The following is a 13,493-nucleotide window of genomic DNA, read 5'->3' on the forward strand; positions in this document are numbered from 1 at the left end:
CGGCGGCAACGACCCCCGAGGGCCGGTCACCGCACTTCGTCTAGGCTGTATGACCTCCGCGGAGATGTCCTTAGCACGCACTACACAGGCATTGGCGATGCGTCCACTCCGGCGGAACCACACGCAGCGGGGCGGTGAACGGTCCCCGGCCGGACCAAAAGGTGGCCAGGTCCTGCGAGAGGCGAATACGAGATGCTGAACGAGAAGGTGTTCCGAAGCGATGACCTGCCTGCCGCGGACAGGTTCGACTGCTGGCGTGAGCTCCTCGCTCAGACCCACGCCCCCATGGAACTGCTCAGTGACCACCGGGCCGACTTCCAGGCTTCGCAGCGCGTACTGGACCTCGGTGCCGTATCGGTGTGGCCGACGACCTTCCAGCCAGTGTGTTTCCGGCGGACGCCCAAGCTGATCAGGCAGTCCGACCCCGAGGGGCTGCACCTCTCCCTGCCGCTGAGCGGACCGCTGCGCGCCGCACGAACCGACGACAAGGCCGTATACGGCCCCAACACCCTCTGCGTTGTCGACACCTCGCGGCCCATCGACGTTCACGGGGGCGACGACTCTCACCCGCATCAGGGAGTCGGTTTAGAGGTGCCCAAGGCGCTGCTGCCGCTGTCCCAGAACCAAGTCGACAAGGTGACCGGGCTGCGGCTGTCGGCTCAGGAAGGGTATGGCACCCTGCTGACCCAACTACTCACCCAGTTGGCCAACAGCACCGGTTCCTACCGGCCTTCCGACGGTCCCCGCCTGGGGACGGTGATCGTCGACCTGCTGTCCGCGCTGTTCACCCAAGCCCTTGAAATCGACGGCTCCCTCCCGCAAGAGAGTCACCGACGCGCCTTGGTCCTGCGGATCCAGGCTTTCGTTCAGCGGCATCTGCACGACACGCGGCTGACACCGTCCATGATCGCGGCAGCGCACCACATCTCCACCAGCTATCTCCACCGCCTCTTCGAGGGGGAAGCCGACACGGTCGCGGCATGGATTCGCCATCAGCGCCTGGAGCGCGCCCGCCGCGATCTCGCCGATCCGGCCCTGCGCACCACCCCCGTCTACCTCATCGCCGCTCGCTGGGGCTTCCCCCGCGCAGCCGACTTCACCCGTGCCTTCCGCACCGCGTACGGGGTCCCTCCCAGGGACTACCGGACCGCGGCACAGCAGGCTGGGCCGCAGGGCTGACTGTTCAGCGAGGTCGCGGGCCCGGCCTCGACCTCACAGCGCGCCGCACCACTCTTGCCGATCCTGGCATCGCTGGTGATCAACGGCACGCCCGTGCGTCGTCGATCGCGGCCAGTACGTCCGATGTAGTCAGCCTCGCGGTGGCCTCGGCTTCGGCCCGGTCTACGAGCTCGGCAAGCGTGGGCCCGGCAGCTTCACCTGGCCGTGGCTGCCAAGCCGAGTCGTCACCGAGGTCACAGGTCCGCACGGTCGCGGTGGCGCGGACAGCGGCAGGGCGGGAACTGGCTGGACCGCAAGGGTTCGAGCTTGTCCTTGACCACGACGACGACCCTGCCCAGCTCCTGCGTCACGACCGCGCCGTCCGGTGAGACGCGGTAGACGCGCATCGTCATCCGTGGAGCGGTGGATTCGGTGTGTGAGAACACGTTGACCTGTCTTTCCGGTTCGGCCAATTACGTTGTGTGCACACACCGTTGCGGTCCGACGCGTAGGCTGGAAAGAGGCGACACGTCCCAGCCAAGATCGCGGGACAAGAGGGGATGCACGATGCCGTTCCAGCCACGCGAACTCTTTCCCGACCGCTCCGCACGCGACCTCTTCGGCGCGGAGATCCGCCGCCACCGCGAGAAGGCGGACATGTCGTTACGGCGGCTGTCCGAGGTGCTGAACTACAGCAAATCGCATCTGGCCCGGATCGAGGCGGCGGAGTCCCTGCCGTACGACGACCTTCCGTCGAAGCTGGACGCGTGCTTTGGGACGGACGGGATGTTCGCGCGCATCTATGCGCTGGCGAAGAATGAGCCGTATCCGTCGAAGCTGCGCCGTGTAGTGGAAGTTGAGCGGCGCGCCGTGGCCATTGAGGAGTACGCCTGCGCCACGATCCCCGGCCTGCTCCAGACTCCCGAACTCGCGAAGGCGTCGCTGCGCATCGGCAACCGGTTCGCCCCTGACGCGGAGATCGAGGAGTGGGCAAAGGCCCGCATTGCTCGACAGGCGCGGCTGGCCGAACCACGGCCACCGCACTGTTGGTTCATCGTGGACGAGGCCGCATTGCGCCGCGCGGCGGGTGGACCCGAAGTGATGTGCCGCCAGATGGCATCCCTCATCGAGCGCGGGACACGGCCCTACGTAACCATTCAGGTCCTGCCGTTCAGGGCGGGCCAGCACGTTGAGGCGGGCGGTTCCTTGATGCTCTACACGCTGCCGAACGAGCCGTTGCTTGCCTACGAAGAAGGCAGCCGCTTCGGGACTTTCATCGAGGACCGGGACCGAGTTGCGGAACGCCGGAAGAACTACGATCTGCTCAGGGCCATGGCCCTCTCGCCCCTCGACTCCGAGGCGATGATCCGAGCCGTGATGAAGGACTGGACCTCATGGGAACCGCCCCAGATCTGAGAACCGCTTCGTGGCACAAGAGCAGCTACAGCAGCAACGGCGGCGGCGCGTGCGTCGAGGTCGCCGACGACCTCCCCGGCATCGTCCCCGTCCGCGACTCCAAGGACCCCGACGGCCCCAGCCTGATATTCCCCAACGCCTCATGGGCCGCGTTCATAGCCACTCTCAAGAGGGACTGACTGGAGGTCGTGATGCCGACCACCCCGGACCTGAGCACTGCCGTGTGGCGCAAGAGCAGCTACAGCAACAACGACGGCGGCGGTTGCGTCGAGATCGCCGACGACCTCCCCGGCATCGTCCCCGTCCGCGACTCCAAGGACCCCGACGGGCCCGTCCTCATATTCCCCACCCACTGCTGGAGCGCGTTCATATCGAGCCTCACCGCAGCAGCAACTGAAGTCCGCCCAGCACCGTAGCCCCGATCACCAGCCGCTCGAAGAGCCGCTGATTGATCCGGTCCACGCACGCCTTACCGATGTACGCACCGGGCAGGACGAAGAGCGCCAGCAGCGCGTCCAGGAGCAGGGAGCGGCCGTCGATCAGGCCGAGGCCGACGCTGAAGGGCACCTTGGCGACGTTCACGATGAGGAAGAACCAGGCCGAGGTGCCCAGGAAACCCAGCTTCCGGAAGCCGGCGGAGAGCAGGTAGAGCGACATCACGGGGCCGCCCGCGTTGGCCACCATCGTGGTGAAGCCGCCGAGCACCCCGTACGAACCGGCCTTGAGCCGGGCGCCCGCCCCGTCCGCGTCGGGCGTCGTCGCGGGGGCCTCCGCCCGGGCCGCCGCACGCCGCCGCCACACCGTGACCCCGGCCATCAGCAGCAGAATCGCCCCGATGGACGTGCGCACCTCCGCGTCCCCGGCCCAGAGCAGGAACACCGTGCCCACCACGACCCCGACCGCGACTGCCGGGAACAGCCGCACCAGGGTCCCCCAGTGGGCGTGCCGCCGGTAGGTGCGCACGGCGAGCAGGTCGCCGACGATCAGTAGGGGCAGCAGCACACCGGTCGACTCCCGGGCCGGAAGCACCGCCGCGAAGATCGCGAGGCTGACGGTATTGGCGCCGCTGACGGCGGTCTTCGAGAAGCCGACGAGTATGGATGCCGCCGCGAGCGCGGCGAACTCCCAGAGGGTAACGGTGTACATGCCACCGGATGATTCCAGGCCACCGCGCACCCACCGCAGGCAGGGACCTCAGCGCACCCAGCTCTTTCCCCGTACCAGGGGCTCCGCCCCTGGACCCTGGGGTCTGAGGCGAAGTCCCGCCTTCCAGCCCCTCCGGCGATTGAGGAGCAGGGCCTGGGGCGGAGCCCCGCCTTCCAGCCCCTCCGGCGATTGAGGAGCGGGGTCTGGGGCGGAGCCCCAGTTGAGGGAAGGGGCGGGGCGGGGAACAGCCCGCCGCAGGCGTCAAGACCCGCCGGACGCCCCCTCAGCGCACCCAGCCCTGGAGCGGCTCGGTGTCGAGCGTGACGCCAATCGGCGTGGGCAGCGTGAGCGGCTTGCCGAACGGCACGGTCTTGGTGCTCTCGTACCGGACCCCGTCGGGCTCGCTGAACACGGTGACCTCACCGGCCTCTCGGTCGACCAGCAGATACACCGGGATGCCCGTCTCGGCGTAGGCGCGCGGCTTCTCGACCCGGTCCCGGCGGTCGGTGTCGGTGTCGGAGTCGGAGTCGGAGTCGTAGGAGGTGACCTCCACGACCATCAGGACGGGATCGGCGTCGGCCCACTCCCCCTGGCCGACGAAGGCGTCACTGTGGGCGAGTGCCCCGTCGGGACGCGCGTGGCCGTTGCGGTACGTCTCGACCTTGAGGCCCTGGTCGTGCAGCCACAGGTCGGGATGGGCCTGAACGCAGATCCGCGCCAGCCACTGGATGATCCGCCCATGATCGCCATCGGGCCTCGGCGTGGCCCGGATCTTCCCGCCGAGGAACTCCCACCGCGTCCCCTCCGCCAGGCGGGCCGCCAGCCGGGCACACACCTCGAACTCCTCCGGCAGCATCTGCGGACGATCGTGGGTCGCGGTCACGACCGGGAGCCTCCTTCAGGTGCGGTGCGCTCTCAGCGTAGTCGTTCGCAGGGGCCACCACCTCAGCCCATACGCATCCGAACGCGCTCACACGACACCGTCCGCCTCGCCCCCGCCGCCCTGCGCTGATCTCACCGGAGCCGACCTGAGTGGCATCTGTCCCGGGGTGGATCATCAGATCCAAGTGGGCACGTGCCCCTCGGTGTAGCGGGCGCCGAAACCGCCCATAGGCAGGATCTCGTCGATGGCCTTGAGGTCGGCGTTGGTGAGGGTGAGGTCGGCGGCGCCGGCGTTTTCCTCGATGCGCTTCGGGCTGCGGGTGCCGGGGATCGGCACGATGTGCTCGCCCCGGGTCAGGAGCCAGGCCAGGGCTAGCTGGGAGACGGTGGCACCCTGGGCCGCCGCGAGCTCGGCGAGCCGGTCGACGGCTTCGACGTTCTTCTCGAAGTTGCCCGGCTGCCAGCGCGGGTCGACGTTGCGCATGTCGGTGGCTTCGTACTGGCCGGCGGGTTTGGCGGTGCCGGTGATGAACCCGCGGCCGAGGGGGGAGTAGGCGACGAAGCCGATACCGAGTTCGTCCAGGGCGGGGAAAAGCTGCTCGACGTCCCGTTCGAACAGGGAGTACTCGGTCTGCAGGACGGAGACCGGCTGCACGGCGTGCGCCGTGCGGATCGTCTCGGGTCCGGCCTCGCTGAGGCCGAAGTACTTCACCTTGCCCGCTTCGATCAGCTCCTTGACGGTGCCCGCGACCTCCTCGATGGGCACCTCGGGGTCGACGCGGTGCTGGTAGAAGACGTCGATGTGATCCACGCCGAGGTAGTGCAGGCTGTTGTCGGCGACCTTGCGGATGTTGTCGGGCCGGCTGTTGACGGCGCCGCCGATCTGCTCGGGAGGCACGGACATGTCGACACCGAACTTGGTGGCCAGGACCACGTCGTCGCGGAAGTCCCTGACCGCCTTGCCGACCAGGATCTCGTTGGATCCGGTGCCCCAGCCGTACATCTCGGCGGTGTCGAAGAAGGTGACGCCCAGGTCGTGCGCGCGGCGGAGGGCGGCGACGCCGGCCTCCTCGTCGGTGGGTCCATAGGCCATCGTCAGGCCCATCGCGCCGTAGCCGATCGCCGAGACCTCAAGGCCCTGGCTTCCCAGTGTCCGGTGCTGCATGACGCACTCCTTTGAAGAGAACTAAAAGGTGGTTTATGCACGAAGGGTGCTTTCACGGACCGTTGGGTCAGTGCGTTGCGGCGGCCAGTCCGGCACGGTGGATGCGGGTGTGCTCGGCGACGCGTCGGCCAAGGTGGCGAGCGGTGTTCAGGTCTGCGTCGTGGACCGCGGGGGTGTCGTTGAAGCTTTGTGCGCCTGCGCCGAGGTAGAAGCCGAGGCGGTTGTCGTCCTGGGGGCTGGATGTGGTGGTGTTCCAGCCCGGCAGGAGGTTCAGGCTGACCCAGAGCATTCCGTGCTGGGCCGCCAGGAGCGAGAGGTACTGCAGGGTGTGCAGCTTGTCGCCGCTCATGGAGCCGGAGTTGGTGAATCCCGCCGCGAGCTTGTCGCTCCAGGCGCGGGTCATCCACCGCTTGCTGCTGGCCTCGGCGAAGGCGTGGAACGCCCCCGACGCGGTGCCCATGTAGGTGGGGGTGCCGAAGATGATGGCGTCCGCGGCGTCCATCAGTTCCCAATCGGCGTCGCTGAGGGAGGCGACGTCCACACGGTGGACGTGCGTCCCGGCGATGGAGCGCGCGCCGTCGGCCACGGCCGTGGCGATCTGCGCGGTGTGGCCGTAGCCGGAGTGCGACGCGATGACGATCGAGATATCGGACATGGGTGTTCCTCTCCTGCCGCGATGGCGGCGCGTTCGGTGGTGGTGCCGGCGGACGATGAGCTGCCCGCCGCGGCGGTCGGCCGCACTGCTCCACGGGTAGGGGACCGGCGGCCCAGGCCGGGGTGTGGCGCATGCCCGGGTGTCACGGGCATGCACCGGCCACCATCAGCGTGGACCGCCGTTCCGCTTTCGACCGTAGCACTGATAGAGCGATGGTACGCAAAATGAGATATCGTTGTTCCATGAACGAGGGACGACGCGCCGCACGGCGCCAGGTGCTGCAGGTGGCCGCCAAGCTTTTGGAGGAGGGTGGCAGCGAGGCGGTCTCCACACGCGCTGTCGCCGCAGCCGCGGGCATCACGGCCCCCGCGCTGTACCGGATGTTCGACGACAAGGACGGACTCCTGGCCGAGCTGGCCGCCTACGGGTTCGAGATGTACCTGGCCGAGAAACGGGAGGCACTGGCGCTGACCCCCGACGACCCGGTGGCAGACCTCTACCGCGGCTGGGACCTGCACGTCGACTTCGGAGTGCAGCACCCCGCGTTCTACATGCTCATGTACGGCACTGTGCAGCCCGGGCGGCGGCCCCCGGCCGCGGACGAGGCGCACGCCCTGCTGGTGAGACTGCTGGGCCGGGCGGCCGACGCCGGGCGCCTTCGGGTTCCGGTGGAGCAGGCGACCCGCGTGATCCACGCGGCGACAACGGGTGCCACGCTGGCGCTGATCGGCGAAGAGTCCTCGGAGCGGGACCTGACGACTTCGACACGGCTGCGGGACACCGTCATCGCCTCGATCACCACGGACTCGCCCGCCTCATCCGGGTCGGACCTGGCCTCGCGCGCACTCGCCCTTGATGCCGCACTTGGAACCGCGCTCACCACCGGGCCCCCGGCTGCGGGCGCCGGGCTACCTCTGCGAGACACGGAGACGGCTCTGCTGCGCGAATGGCTGCAGATGCTGGCAGGCTGAACCGGCCGGCTGCTCCGCAGGCGGCCGGGGCGACATGACCGGCGTATGCGGGCGAGCCCATCCGCAGCCGCAGGGTGATACTGGCCGCTTGACTTCCTCCCCCGCCTAAAGGCGGGGGATTCCAGCGGTTGCCCGCTGGGGTTCCTGCTTCACCGAGGACCGCCCCGTCCGGGAGGACTCCCGTTGAGGTCTCACACCGTCTCCACAGGCAGACACCGCCAGCCCGGCGGCCAGGATATTGCGCGCCGCGTTCACATCGCGGTCATGCACAGTGCCGCACTCGCACGTCCACTCACGGACGTTCAGCGGCAGCTTCTCGCGGACCGTGCCACAGTTACCACACAGCTTGCTGGACGGGAACCAGCGGTCGACCGTGACGAGTTCGCGCCCGTACCAGGCGCACTTGTACTCCAGCATCATGCGCAGGTCCGTCCAGGCCGCGTCCGAGATGGCGCGCGCGAGGCGGCCGTTCTTCAGCAGGTTACGGACGGTGAGGTCCTCGATCACGACCGTTTGGTTCTCACGGACGAGCCGAGTGGTCAGCTTGTGCAGGAAGTCCCGGCGCCGGTCAGCGATGCGCGCGTGCACCTTGGCGACGCGGCGGCGGGCCTTCTCCCGGTTCGCCGAGCCCTTCGCCTTGCGGGACAGCTCCCGCTGCGCCTTCGCGAGCCGCTTACGGTCGCGCCGTTCGTGCCGGGGGTTGGCGATCTTCTCCCCGGTGGACAGGGTCACCAGGGAGGTGACCCCGGCGTCGATACCCACCGCCGCACTGGTGGCGGGGGCCGGGGTGATGGTGTCCTCGACGAGCAGGGAGACGAACCAGCGCCCGGCGGCGTCGCGGGACACCGTCACCGTCGTGGGCTCGGCACCCTCCGGGAGGGGACGCGACCAGCGGATGTCCAGCGGCCCGGCCGTCTTCGCCAGCGTCAGGCGCCCCTCGCGCCACGTGAAGGCACTGCGGGTGTACTCGGCCGACGCCCGCGACGTCTTCCGCGACGTGTACCGCGGGTACTTGGCCCGCTGGGCGAAGAAGTTCCCGAACGCCGTCTGAAGATGGCGCAGAGCCTGCTGGAGCGGGACCGAGGACACCTCCGCCAGGAAGGCCAGTTCCCCGGTCTTCTTCCACTCCGTCAGCGCGGCGGAGGACTGCACGTAGGAGATGCGGCGCTGCTCGCCGTACCAGGCCCGCGTGCGCTCCTCCAACGCCTTGTTGTACACGAGGCGGACACAGCCGAACGTGCGCGACAGCTCAGCCGCCTGCTCGTCCGTCGGGTAAAAGCGGTACTTGAACGCCCGCTTGACCTGCTGCGCCATGCCTCACACTCTATCAGCTCCCGTGTGAGGGGCAGGTGTCGGCCGGAATTCGGTGAACGCCGGATCGCCCTGGCGGCGATCCGGCTTTCCCTGCCCTGCTCCGCAGGAGCTTCGTTTCCTCCCCCGGCTGAAGCCGGGGGTATCCACGAAAGAGAACCCCGATGAGCAGCCACGAGTTCGTGCGGGCCGGGGCCGGGCTCGGGCATGGGCTCGGGGGGATGGTGGTGACCGCCGTCGGCTATCGGTCCGAGGGGATACCGCCGACGCTGCACCGGGGGCTGCCCTCCCCCTACCTGACGCTGATCTTCTCCCTGGAGAGCCCCGTCGTCGGCGGCGTCACGCCCGAGCAGGCGCGGGGGCCCGGCGCCTCGCGGACCGAGATCGTCGTCGGCGGTCTGCACCAGCGGCCCGCGTATATCGCCCAGGGCGGAAGCGAGGCCGGAGTGCAGCTCGCGGTGCATCCGCTGGCGGCGCGCACGCTGCTGGGGCTCCCGGCCGGGGCGCTCACCTCCGAGCTGGTCACCTCCGGGGCGGAGGTGCTGGGCAAGCGGGCCGCCGAGGTGCGGGAGCGGCTCTGCGAGCAGCGGTCGTGGGAGGACCGGTTCGCCACGCTGGGCACGTATCTGCGGGAGCGCGCGGCGGCGGGCGAGGACGGGGCGCCGGTGCGCAGCGAGGTCGCCGAGGCGTGGGCGTGGCTGGCCCGGCATCGGGGGGCCGGGACGCTGACGGGCCTGGCCGAGCATGTGGCGCTCAGCCCGCGCCGGCTGACCAGCGTGTTCCGGGCCGAGACGGGGCTGAGCCCCAAGCAGGCGGCGCGGCTGATGCGCTTCCAGCACGCCAGAAACACGGTGGTGCGGTCCGTGGCGGTGGGCCGGGCGCCGGATCTGGCCCGGGCGGCCGCCGAGTGCGGCTACTTCGACCACTCCCACCTGGTGCGCGACTTCCGTCAGTACACCGGGGTGAGCCCGACCGCCTGGTTGGCCGAAGAGTGCCGGAATATCCAAGCCGGTGGGCAGCTCTACGGCGAAGAGTAGGTGCCATGAACACCGCGCCGAACCAGCAGCAAGAGCAGCAGAAGCAGCCGAAGCAGCCGCGTGATCCGGCCGTCTGGCCCACGCTCCAGGCCCATGACGCCATCGCCCTGATCGACTTCCTGGTCGACACGGTCGGCTTCCTGCGCACGGCCGTCTACCAGGACGAAGACCGCGTCGCCCATGCCCAGCTCGACTGGCCCGAGGGCGGCGGCATCATGCTCGGCTCGTACGACCCGGCCACCAAGAGCTGGTGCCTGGAGCCGGGCACCTTCGGGGCGTACGTCGTCACCGAGCACGTCGACGCGCTGTACGAACGGCTCACGGCGGCCGGTGTGCGGGTGCTCCGGCCGATCGAGGACCAGCCGTACGGCAGCCGTGAGTTCGCCATCGCCGACCCGGAGGGCAACAAGTGGTCCTTCGGCACCTACCGGGGCGAGCCCCGGCCCGCCGAGTGATCGTTTTCCACCCTCATTCCTCCAGGTAGTGGAAGCCCGGACGGGGGTGCATCAGGAAGTCGTGGTGCGAGATGTTCCACGCGTACGCACCCGCCATCGCGAAGGCCACGCGGTCCCCCACCCGTACCTCCGCGACCGGGACCCGGCTGGCCAGGACGTCCTTGGGGGTGCAGAGCTGGCCGACCAGCGTGACCGGCTCCGCCCGTACGGCCGGGCGCGCCCAGGGCCGGGTCCAGGTGTCCCCGGTGTCCCCGGTGTCCCCGGCGTCCCCGGCGTCCCCGGCGTCCATGGGGAGCACCTGGAAGGGCTGGTCGTGCTGTTTGGTGGCGGGGGTGCGGAGGTGGTGGGTGCCGCCGCGCACCACCGCGAACGCCTCGCCACCGCTGTGCTTGATGTCCAGCACCTCGGTGACGTACCAGCCGCAGTAGACGGTCAGCGCCCGGCCGGGCTCGATCCGCAGGGTCAGGCCGGGGTGGCGGAGGGCGAGGTCCGCCATGCCCTGGCCGTAGGCGGCCCAGTCGAAGCGGCGGTCGGGATGGGCGTAGTCCACGCCCATCCCGCCGCCGACGTTCACCTCGGTGAGGCCCAGGCCGTGGCGTTCGGACAGCTTCGCCGCCCAGTCGGCGATCGCGGCGGCCACGGCGACCTGGGCGGGGGCGTCGAGGCCGCTGGCGAGATGGGCATGGATGCCACGCAGCCGGAGGGGGCCGCCGCCGCCCGACAGCCGGAGCGGGCCGCCGCCCGGGCTCGCTTCGGCGAACAGCGGAAGGCAACGCTCCACGGCCTCGGGGTCGAGGCCGAAGGGGCTGGGGCGGCCGCCCATGGCGAGCGCCGCGCCGCCCAGCTCGTCACCGGCCACCGGGAGATTGACGCGCAGGAGGACGTCCACGTCCGGGATGCCCGCGTCCTCCGCCGCCCCGGCCAGCAGCCGCAGTTCCTGCTCGCTCTCCACATGGAACCGCTCCACGCCCAGCGTCAGCGCCCGCCGCAGCTCCCCCTCGGTCTTGCCCGGCCCGCCGAAGGCCAGCGGCGCCCCGGGCACGGCCGCCCGGACGTGCTCCACCTCACCGCCGGAGGCCACCTCGTAGCCGGTGATGTGGGACGCGAGGGCCTGGAGGACGGCGGGCGCCGGGTTGGCCTTCGCGGCGTAGTACAGCTCGAGGCCCGGCGGCAGCGCGTCCCGCACAGCCCGCGCGTGCGCGCGGAGCGCGGTCAGGTCGTAGACGTAGGCGGGAAGGTCGTCGCCGGTCAGCTCCGTGGCGAGGGTACGGACGGCAGGGGTGATCAACGGCTGCTCCCGGGCTGGTGGATGACGTGGGCTTCTTCGGACACATGGGCCGCTGCCAACACATGCGCCGCCTCGGACACGTGCGCTGCCTCGGACACATGCGCCGCCTCGGACAGCAGGGCGGAGGCGAGCGGGCTGGCGATACGGACATAGCCCGCGTGGCGGTCGGCCCGACGAGCCCAGCGGGTCAGGAGGTTGGCCTTGGCGGGCAGCGGCACGCCCGCCACGAGGGCGCGCAGGGCGGGCGGGTGGTCATGGGCCGCCGAACGCTCGCACAGCACCCGGCGGACGGCCGACCACAGCGCGGGCTCCAGACGCGGACAGCGGTCGGCGAGGGCGGCCACCATCTCGGCGATGTGGTTGACCAGCAGGCAGTACACCACCCGGTCCCAGCCGCGCTCGCGCTCGTACGTCAGCGGGCGGGCCACCGCCTCGGGCAGCGCGGCGAGCGCGGCGGCGTGGCGCTCGGGCACCAGCTTGGTGCCCTCCAGATCGCGGAAGAGCACCTGCCGGGGGGTGCCGTCGGCGGGGTCGACGCCGATGACGACGTTCTGGAGGTGGGGTTCCAGGACCACGCCGTGGTCGAAGTAGGCGGCCAGCACGGGCGGTACGAGAAGGTTGAGATACGCCTGCCACCACGCGGCGAGCCGGTCGGGGCCGACCTCGGGGAGGAGGCGGGAGATCTGGGCGCCGCTGGTGGGGTACTCATCGGCGACGGCCGCCGCGAGCAGCGCGGTCAGCCCCGGCCGCAGCCGGGCGGCCAGCCCCTCGCGGACGATCACCCCGAAGCTCTCGATGAGCTGCTGGTCGCCGCCGAGGTCAAGCGTCCGGTAGGCGGGTTCGCGCAGCAGCTCACAGCCGGGGAAGCGGGCGGCGAGATCGGCGGCGACCGGCTCCAGGAGACGGGTCAGGGCGACGGCGCCGGACAGCTCGTAGTCGGCGTTCTTGCGCAGGCAGTTGGTGATCCGCACGTTGAGGCTGAACTTGAGGAAGTCCCGGCCGTCGTAGAGCGTACGGACCGACGCGGTCGGCGCGAACTCCGCGCCGCCGGGCCCGAGGTCCAGCACGTCGCCCCGGGCGATGGCCGCCCGCAGGAGACGGTGCTCGCGCAACATCGCGTACTGCCAGGGGTGGGCGGGCAGCAGCCGGTAGCCGTCGGGGACGGCGCCTTGCCGGTCGAGCGCGGCGAGGGGTCCGGGACGCGCGGACTCGTCACGGACGTACTCCTGGCCGGCGTACTCCTCGCGGACGCACTCCTCGCGGAGGTACTCCTCGCGGAGGTACTCCTCGCGGACGTACTCCTCGCGGACGTACTCCTCGCGGACGTACTCCTCGCGGACGGCGAGGTGGTGCAGCGGGAAGCGCGCCCCGGCCTCGGGGGCGAACCGCGCCCAGGAGTCGGCGCTGCCGGTGCGGGCCTTGGGGGTGGGGTGGAAGCGATGGCCGAAGAGCAGGGACTGCTCGGAGGCGAGATAGGGATCCTCGACGCCGCCGCTCACGGGTGGTGTGTCCCGGTCCTCCAGAGCTTCCCGGCCCTCCAGTGCCGCCAGGGCCGCCGTCATGCCCGCGTGGCTGGAGGCGACCTGGTCCAGGAACTCATCGTTGTGCACCCCCGTGCGCAGTTGCAGCTCCCGGCGGATGCGCTCGGCCAGCTCACGCCAGGACACCTCGGTCCAGCCGCCCTCGCGCTGCTCGCTGACCGGCCCGGTGAAGCGGTGCGCCCCGATGAGGGAGGTGCGCCGCAGCCCGACGCGCAACAGCACCCCGCAGCGCGGCAGCCTCAGCCGTAGCCACCCATCGGCCACGACGGTCTGATGCTCCGGCCCCGACACCTCGCGGAGCAGACAGTTGAGCAGGGTGTGGGCGGTGGCGTGGTCGGCGGAGGCCACGGTCGCGGCGGGCGAGGAGGTCATGGGCATGGGGCGGCTCCAGCGGGGCGGAGGAGAGAGGGCCGGGAGGGCAGGAGGGGCAGGAGGGGCTTGGCGGTAACGGCAAGAGGGGCGCGGCGG

Annotated in this window: 15 protein-coding genes; 7 read left to right on the forward strand and 8 right to left on the reverse strand. The window is 70.5% G+C overall.

Annotated elements, in window-relative coordinates; all coding sequences use genetic code 11:
• Nucleotides 1–192: 192 nt before the first annotated feature.
• Nucleotides 193–1,179 (forward strand): helix-turn-helix domain-containing protein, encoded by a 987-nt coding sequence (locus tag STRVI_RS31645; protein ID WP_014059642.1) that lies wholly within the window; start codon nucleotides 193–195, stop codon nucleotides 1,177–1,179.
• A gap of 233 nt (nucleotides 1,180–1,412) precedes the next feature.
• Here the strand turns inward: STRVI_RS31645 and STRVI_RS49065 are convergent, their stop codons facing one another.
• On the reverse strand, nucleotides 1,413–1,571 hold the full coding sequence (locus STRVI_RS49065; protein ID WP_167543243.1) for a hypothetical protein: 159 nt from the start codon (nucleotides 1,569–1,571) through the stop codon (nucleotides 1,413–1,415).
• 154 nt (nucleotides 1,572–1,725) lie between these two features.
• Here STRVI_RS49065 and STRVI_RS31650 point away from each other — a divergent pair, with 154 nt between their 5' ends.
• From STRVI_RS31650 to STRVI_RS49070, 3 genes are read left to right on the forward strand one after another with little or no spacing between them, the layout of a single operon-like run.
• Nucleotides 1,726–2,574 (forward strand): helix-turn-helix domain-containing protein, encoded by an 849-nt coding sequence (locus STRVI_RS31650; RefSeq protein WP_014059643.1) that lies wholly within the window; start codon nucleotides 1,726–1,728, stop codon nucleotides 2,572–2,574.
• The gene (locus STRVI_RS31655; RefSeq protein ID WP_014059644.1) at nucleotides 2,553–2,753 is read left to right on the forward strand and encodes a DUF397 domain-containing protein; all 201 of its coding nucleotides are present in this window, start codon (nucleotides 2,553–2,555) and stop codon (nucleotides 2,751–2,753) included. The genes STRVI_RS31650 and STRVI_RS31655 overlap by 22 nt, the downstream gene beginning before the upstream one ends.
• A 12-nt stretch (nucleotides 2,754–2,765) precedes the next feature.
• Nucleotides 2,766–2,990 (forward strand): DUF397 domain-containing protein, encoded by a 225-nt coding sequence (locus tag STRVI_RS49070; protein WP_014059645.1) that lies wholly within the window; start codon nucleotides 2,766–2,768, stop codon nucleotides 2,988–2,990.
• Here the strand turns inward: STRVI_RS49070 and STRVI_RS31660 are convergent.
• The 4 genes from STRVI_RS31660 to STRVI_RS31675 all read right to left on the reverse strand — a co-directional run bounded on the left by STRVI_RS31660 (nucleotide 2,953) and on the right by STRVI_RS31675 (nucleotide 6,422).
• Nucleotides 2,953–3,720 carry a sulfite exporter TauE/SafE family protein gene (locus tag STRVI_RS31660; RefSeq protein WP_014059646.1) on the reverse strand — a complete coding sequence of 256 codons (768 nt, stop codon included), beginning with the start codon at nucleotides 3,718–3,720 and terminating at the stop codon, nucleotides 2,953–2,955. The genes STRVI_RS49070 and STRVI_RS31660 overlap by 38 nt on opposite strands.
• 283 nt (nucleotides 3,721–4,003) lie before the next feature.
• Nucleotides 4,004–4,603 carry a Uma2 family endonuclease gene (locus STRVI_RS31665; RefSeq protein ID WP_014059647.1) on the reverse strand — a complete coding sequence of 200 codons (600 nt, stop codon included), beginning with the start codon at nucleotides 4,601–4,603 and terminating at the stop codon, nucleotides 4,004–4,006.
• Between the two features lie 174 nt (nucleotides 4,604–4,777).
• Nucleotides 4,778–5,767: an aldo/keto reductase gene (locus STRVI_RS31670; protein ID WP_014059648.1), complete on the reverse strand. Its 990-nt coding sequence runs from the start codon at nucleotides 5,765–5,767 to the stop codon at nucleotides 4,778–4,780.
• 67 nt (nucleotides 5,768–5,834) lie between these two features.
• On the reverse strand, nucleotides 5,835–6,422 hold the full coding sequence (locus tag STRVI_RS31675) for a flavodoxin family protein (RefSeq protein ID WP_014059649.1): 588 nt from the start codon (nucleotides 6,420–6,422) through the stop codon (nucleotides 5,835–5,837).
• Between the two features lie 242 nt (nucleotides 6,423–6,664).
• Between STRVI_RS31675 and STRVI_RS31680 the strand changes: the two genes are divergently transcribed.
• The gene (locus tag STRVI_RS31680) at nucleotides 6,665–7,393 is read left to right on the forward strand and encodes a TetR/AcrR family transcriptional regulator (protein ID WP_014059650.1); all 729 of its coding nucleotides are present in this window, start codon (nucleotides 6,665–6,667) and stop codon (nucleotides 7,391–7,393) included.
• A 105-nt stretch (nucleotides 7,394–7,498) separates the two neighbouring features.
• Here STRVI_RS31680 and STRVI_RS31685 read toward each other — a convergent pair whose 3' ends face one another.
• Nucleotides 7,499–8,707, reverse strand: coding sequence for an RNA-guided endonuclease InsQ/TnpB family protein (locus tag STRVI_RS31685; RefSeq protein WP_014059651.1), 1,209 nt, complete (start codon nucleotides 8,705–8,707; stop codon nucleotides 7,499–7,501).
• 161 nt (nucleotides 8,708–8,868) lie between these two features.
• Here STRVI_RS31685 and STRVI_RS31690 point away from each other — a divergent pair, with 161 nt between their 5' ends.
• Together STRVI_RS31690 and STRVI_RS31695 are read left to right on the forward strand one after the other, a co-directional pair.
• Entirely contained in the window at nucleotides 8,869–9,741 is an 873-nt protein-coding gene (locus STRVI_RS31690) for an AraC family transcriptional regulator (RefSeq protein WP_014059652.1), read from the forward strand.
• Between the two features lie 5 nt (nucleotides 9,742–9,746).
• Nucleotides 9,747–10,196 (forward strand): VOC family protein, encoded by a 450-nt coding sequence (locus STRVI_RS31695; RefSeq protein WP_014059653.1) that lies wholly within the window; start codon nucleotides 9,747–9,749, stop codon nucleotides 10,194–10,196.
• A gap of 13 nt (nucleotides 10,197–10,209) precedes the next feature.
• Here STRVI_RS31695 and STRVI_RS31700 read toward each other — a convergent pair whose 3' ends face one another.
• Together STRVI_RS31700 and STRVI_RS47140 are read right to left on the reverse strand one after the other, a co-directional pair.
• Complete coding sequence (locus tag STRVI_RS31700; RefSeq protein WP_014059654.1) at nucleotides 10,210–11,484, reverse strand: type III PLP-dependent enzyme; 1,275 nt, start codon at nucleotides 11,482–11,484, stop codon at nucleotides 10,210–10,212.
• The gene (locus STRVI_RS47140; protein ID WP_014059655.1) at nucleotides 11,481–13,403 is read right to left on the reverse strand and encodes an IucA/IucC family protein; all 1,923 of its coding nucleotides are present in this window, start codon (nucleotides 13,401–13,403) and stop codon (nucleotides 11,481–11,483) included. Before STRVI_RS47140 ends, STRVI_RS31700 begins: the two co-directional genes overlap by 4 nt.
• Between the last annotated feature and the right edge of the window lie 90 nt (nucleotides 13,404–13,493).

The sequence above is a fragment of the Streptomyces violaceusniger Tu 4113 genome, assembly GCF_000147815.2.
GTDB lineage: Bacteria > Actinomycetota > Actinomycetes > Streptomycetales > Streptomycetaceae > Streptomyces > Streptomyces violaceusniger_A.

Excerpts from the sequence above, each read along its gene's own strand:
- STRVI_RS31670 (WP_014059648.1), bottom strand. The coding sequence starts at position 5,767 with ATGCAGCACCGGACACTGGGAAGCCAGGGCCTTGAGGTCTCGGCGATC.
- STRVI_RS31675 (WP_014059649.1), bottom strand. The coding sequence starts at position 6,422 with ATGTCCGATATCTCGATCGTCATCGCGTCGCACTCCGGCTACGGCCAC.
- STRVI_RS49070 (WP_014059645.1), top strand. The coding sequence starts at position 2,766 with ATGCCGACCACCCCGGACCTGAGCACTGCCGTGTGGCGCAAGAGCAGC.
- STRVI_RS31645 (WP_014059642.1), top strand. The coding sequence starts at position 193 with ATGCTGAACGAGAAGGTGTTCCGAAGCGATGACCTGCCTGCCGCGGAC.
- STRVI_RS49065 (WP_167543243.1), bottom strand. The coding sequence starts at position 1,571 with ATGACGATGCGCGTCTACCGCGTCTCACCGGACGGCGCGGTCGTGACG.
- STRVI_RS31650 (WP_014059643.1), top strand. The coding sequence starts at position 1,726 with ATGCCGTTCCAGCCACGCGAACTCTTTCCCGACCGCTCCGCACGCGAC.
- STRVI_RS31655 (WP_014059644.1), top strand. The coding sequence starts at position 2,553 with ATGGGAACCGCCCCAGATCTGAGAACCGCTTCGTGGCACAAGAGCAGC.
- STRVI_RS31680 (WP_014059650.1), top strand. The coding sequence starts at position 6,665 with ATGAACGAGGGACGACGCGCCGCACGGCGCCAGGTGCTGCAGGTGGCC.
- STRVI_RS47140 (WP_014059655.1), bottom strand. The coding sequence starts at position 13,403 with ATGCCCATGACCTCCTCGCCCGCCGCGACCGTGGCCTCCGCCGACCAC.
- STRVI_RS31685 (WP_014059651.1), bottom strand. The coding sequence starts at position 8,707 with ATGGCGCAGCAGGTCAAGCGGGCGTTCAAGTACCGCTTTTACCCGACG.
- STRVI_RS31695 (WP_014059653.1), top strand. The coding sequence starts at position 9,747 with ATGAACACCGCGCCGAACCAGCAGCAAGAGCAGCAGAAGCAGCCGAAG.
- STRVI_RS31660 (WP_014059646.1), bottom strand. The coding sequence starts at position 3,720 with ATGTACACCGTTACCCTCTGGGAGTTCGCCGCGCTCGCGGCGGCATCC.
- STRVI_RS31690 (WP_014059652.1), top strand. The coding sequence starts at position 8,869 with ATGAGCAGCCACGAGTTCGTGCGGGCCGGGGCCGGGCTCGGGCATGGG.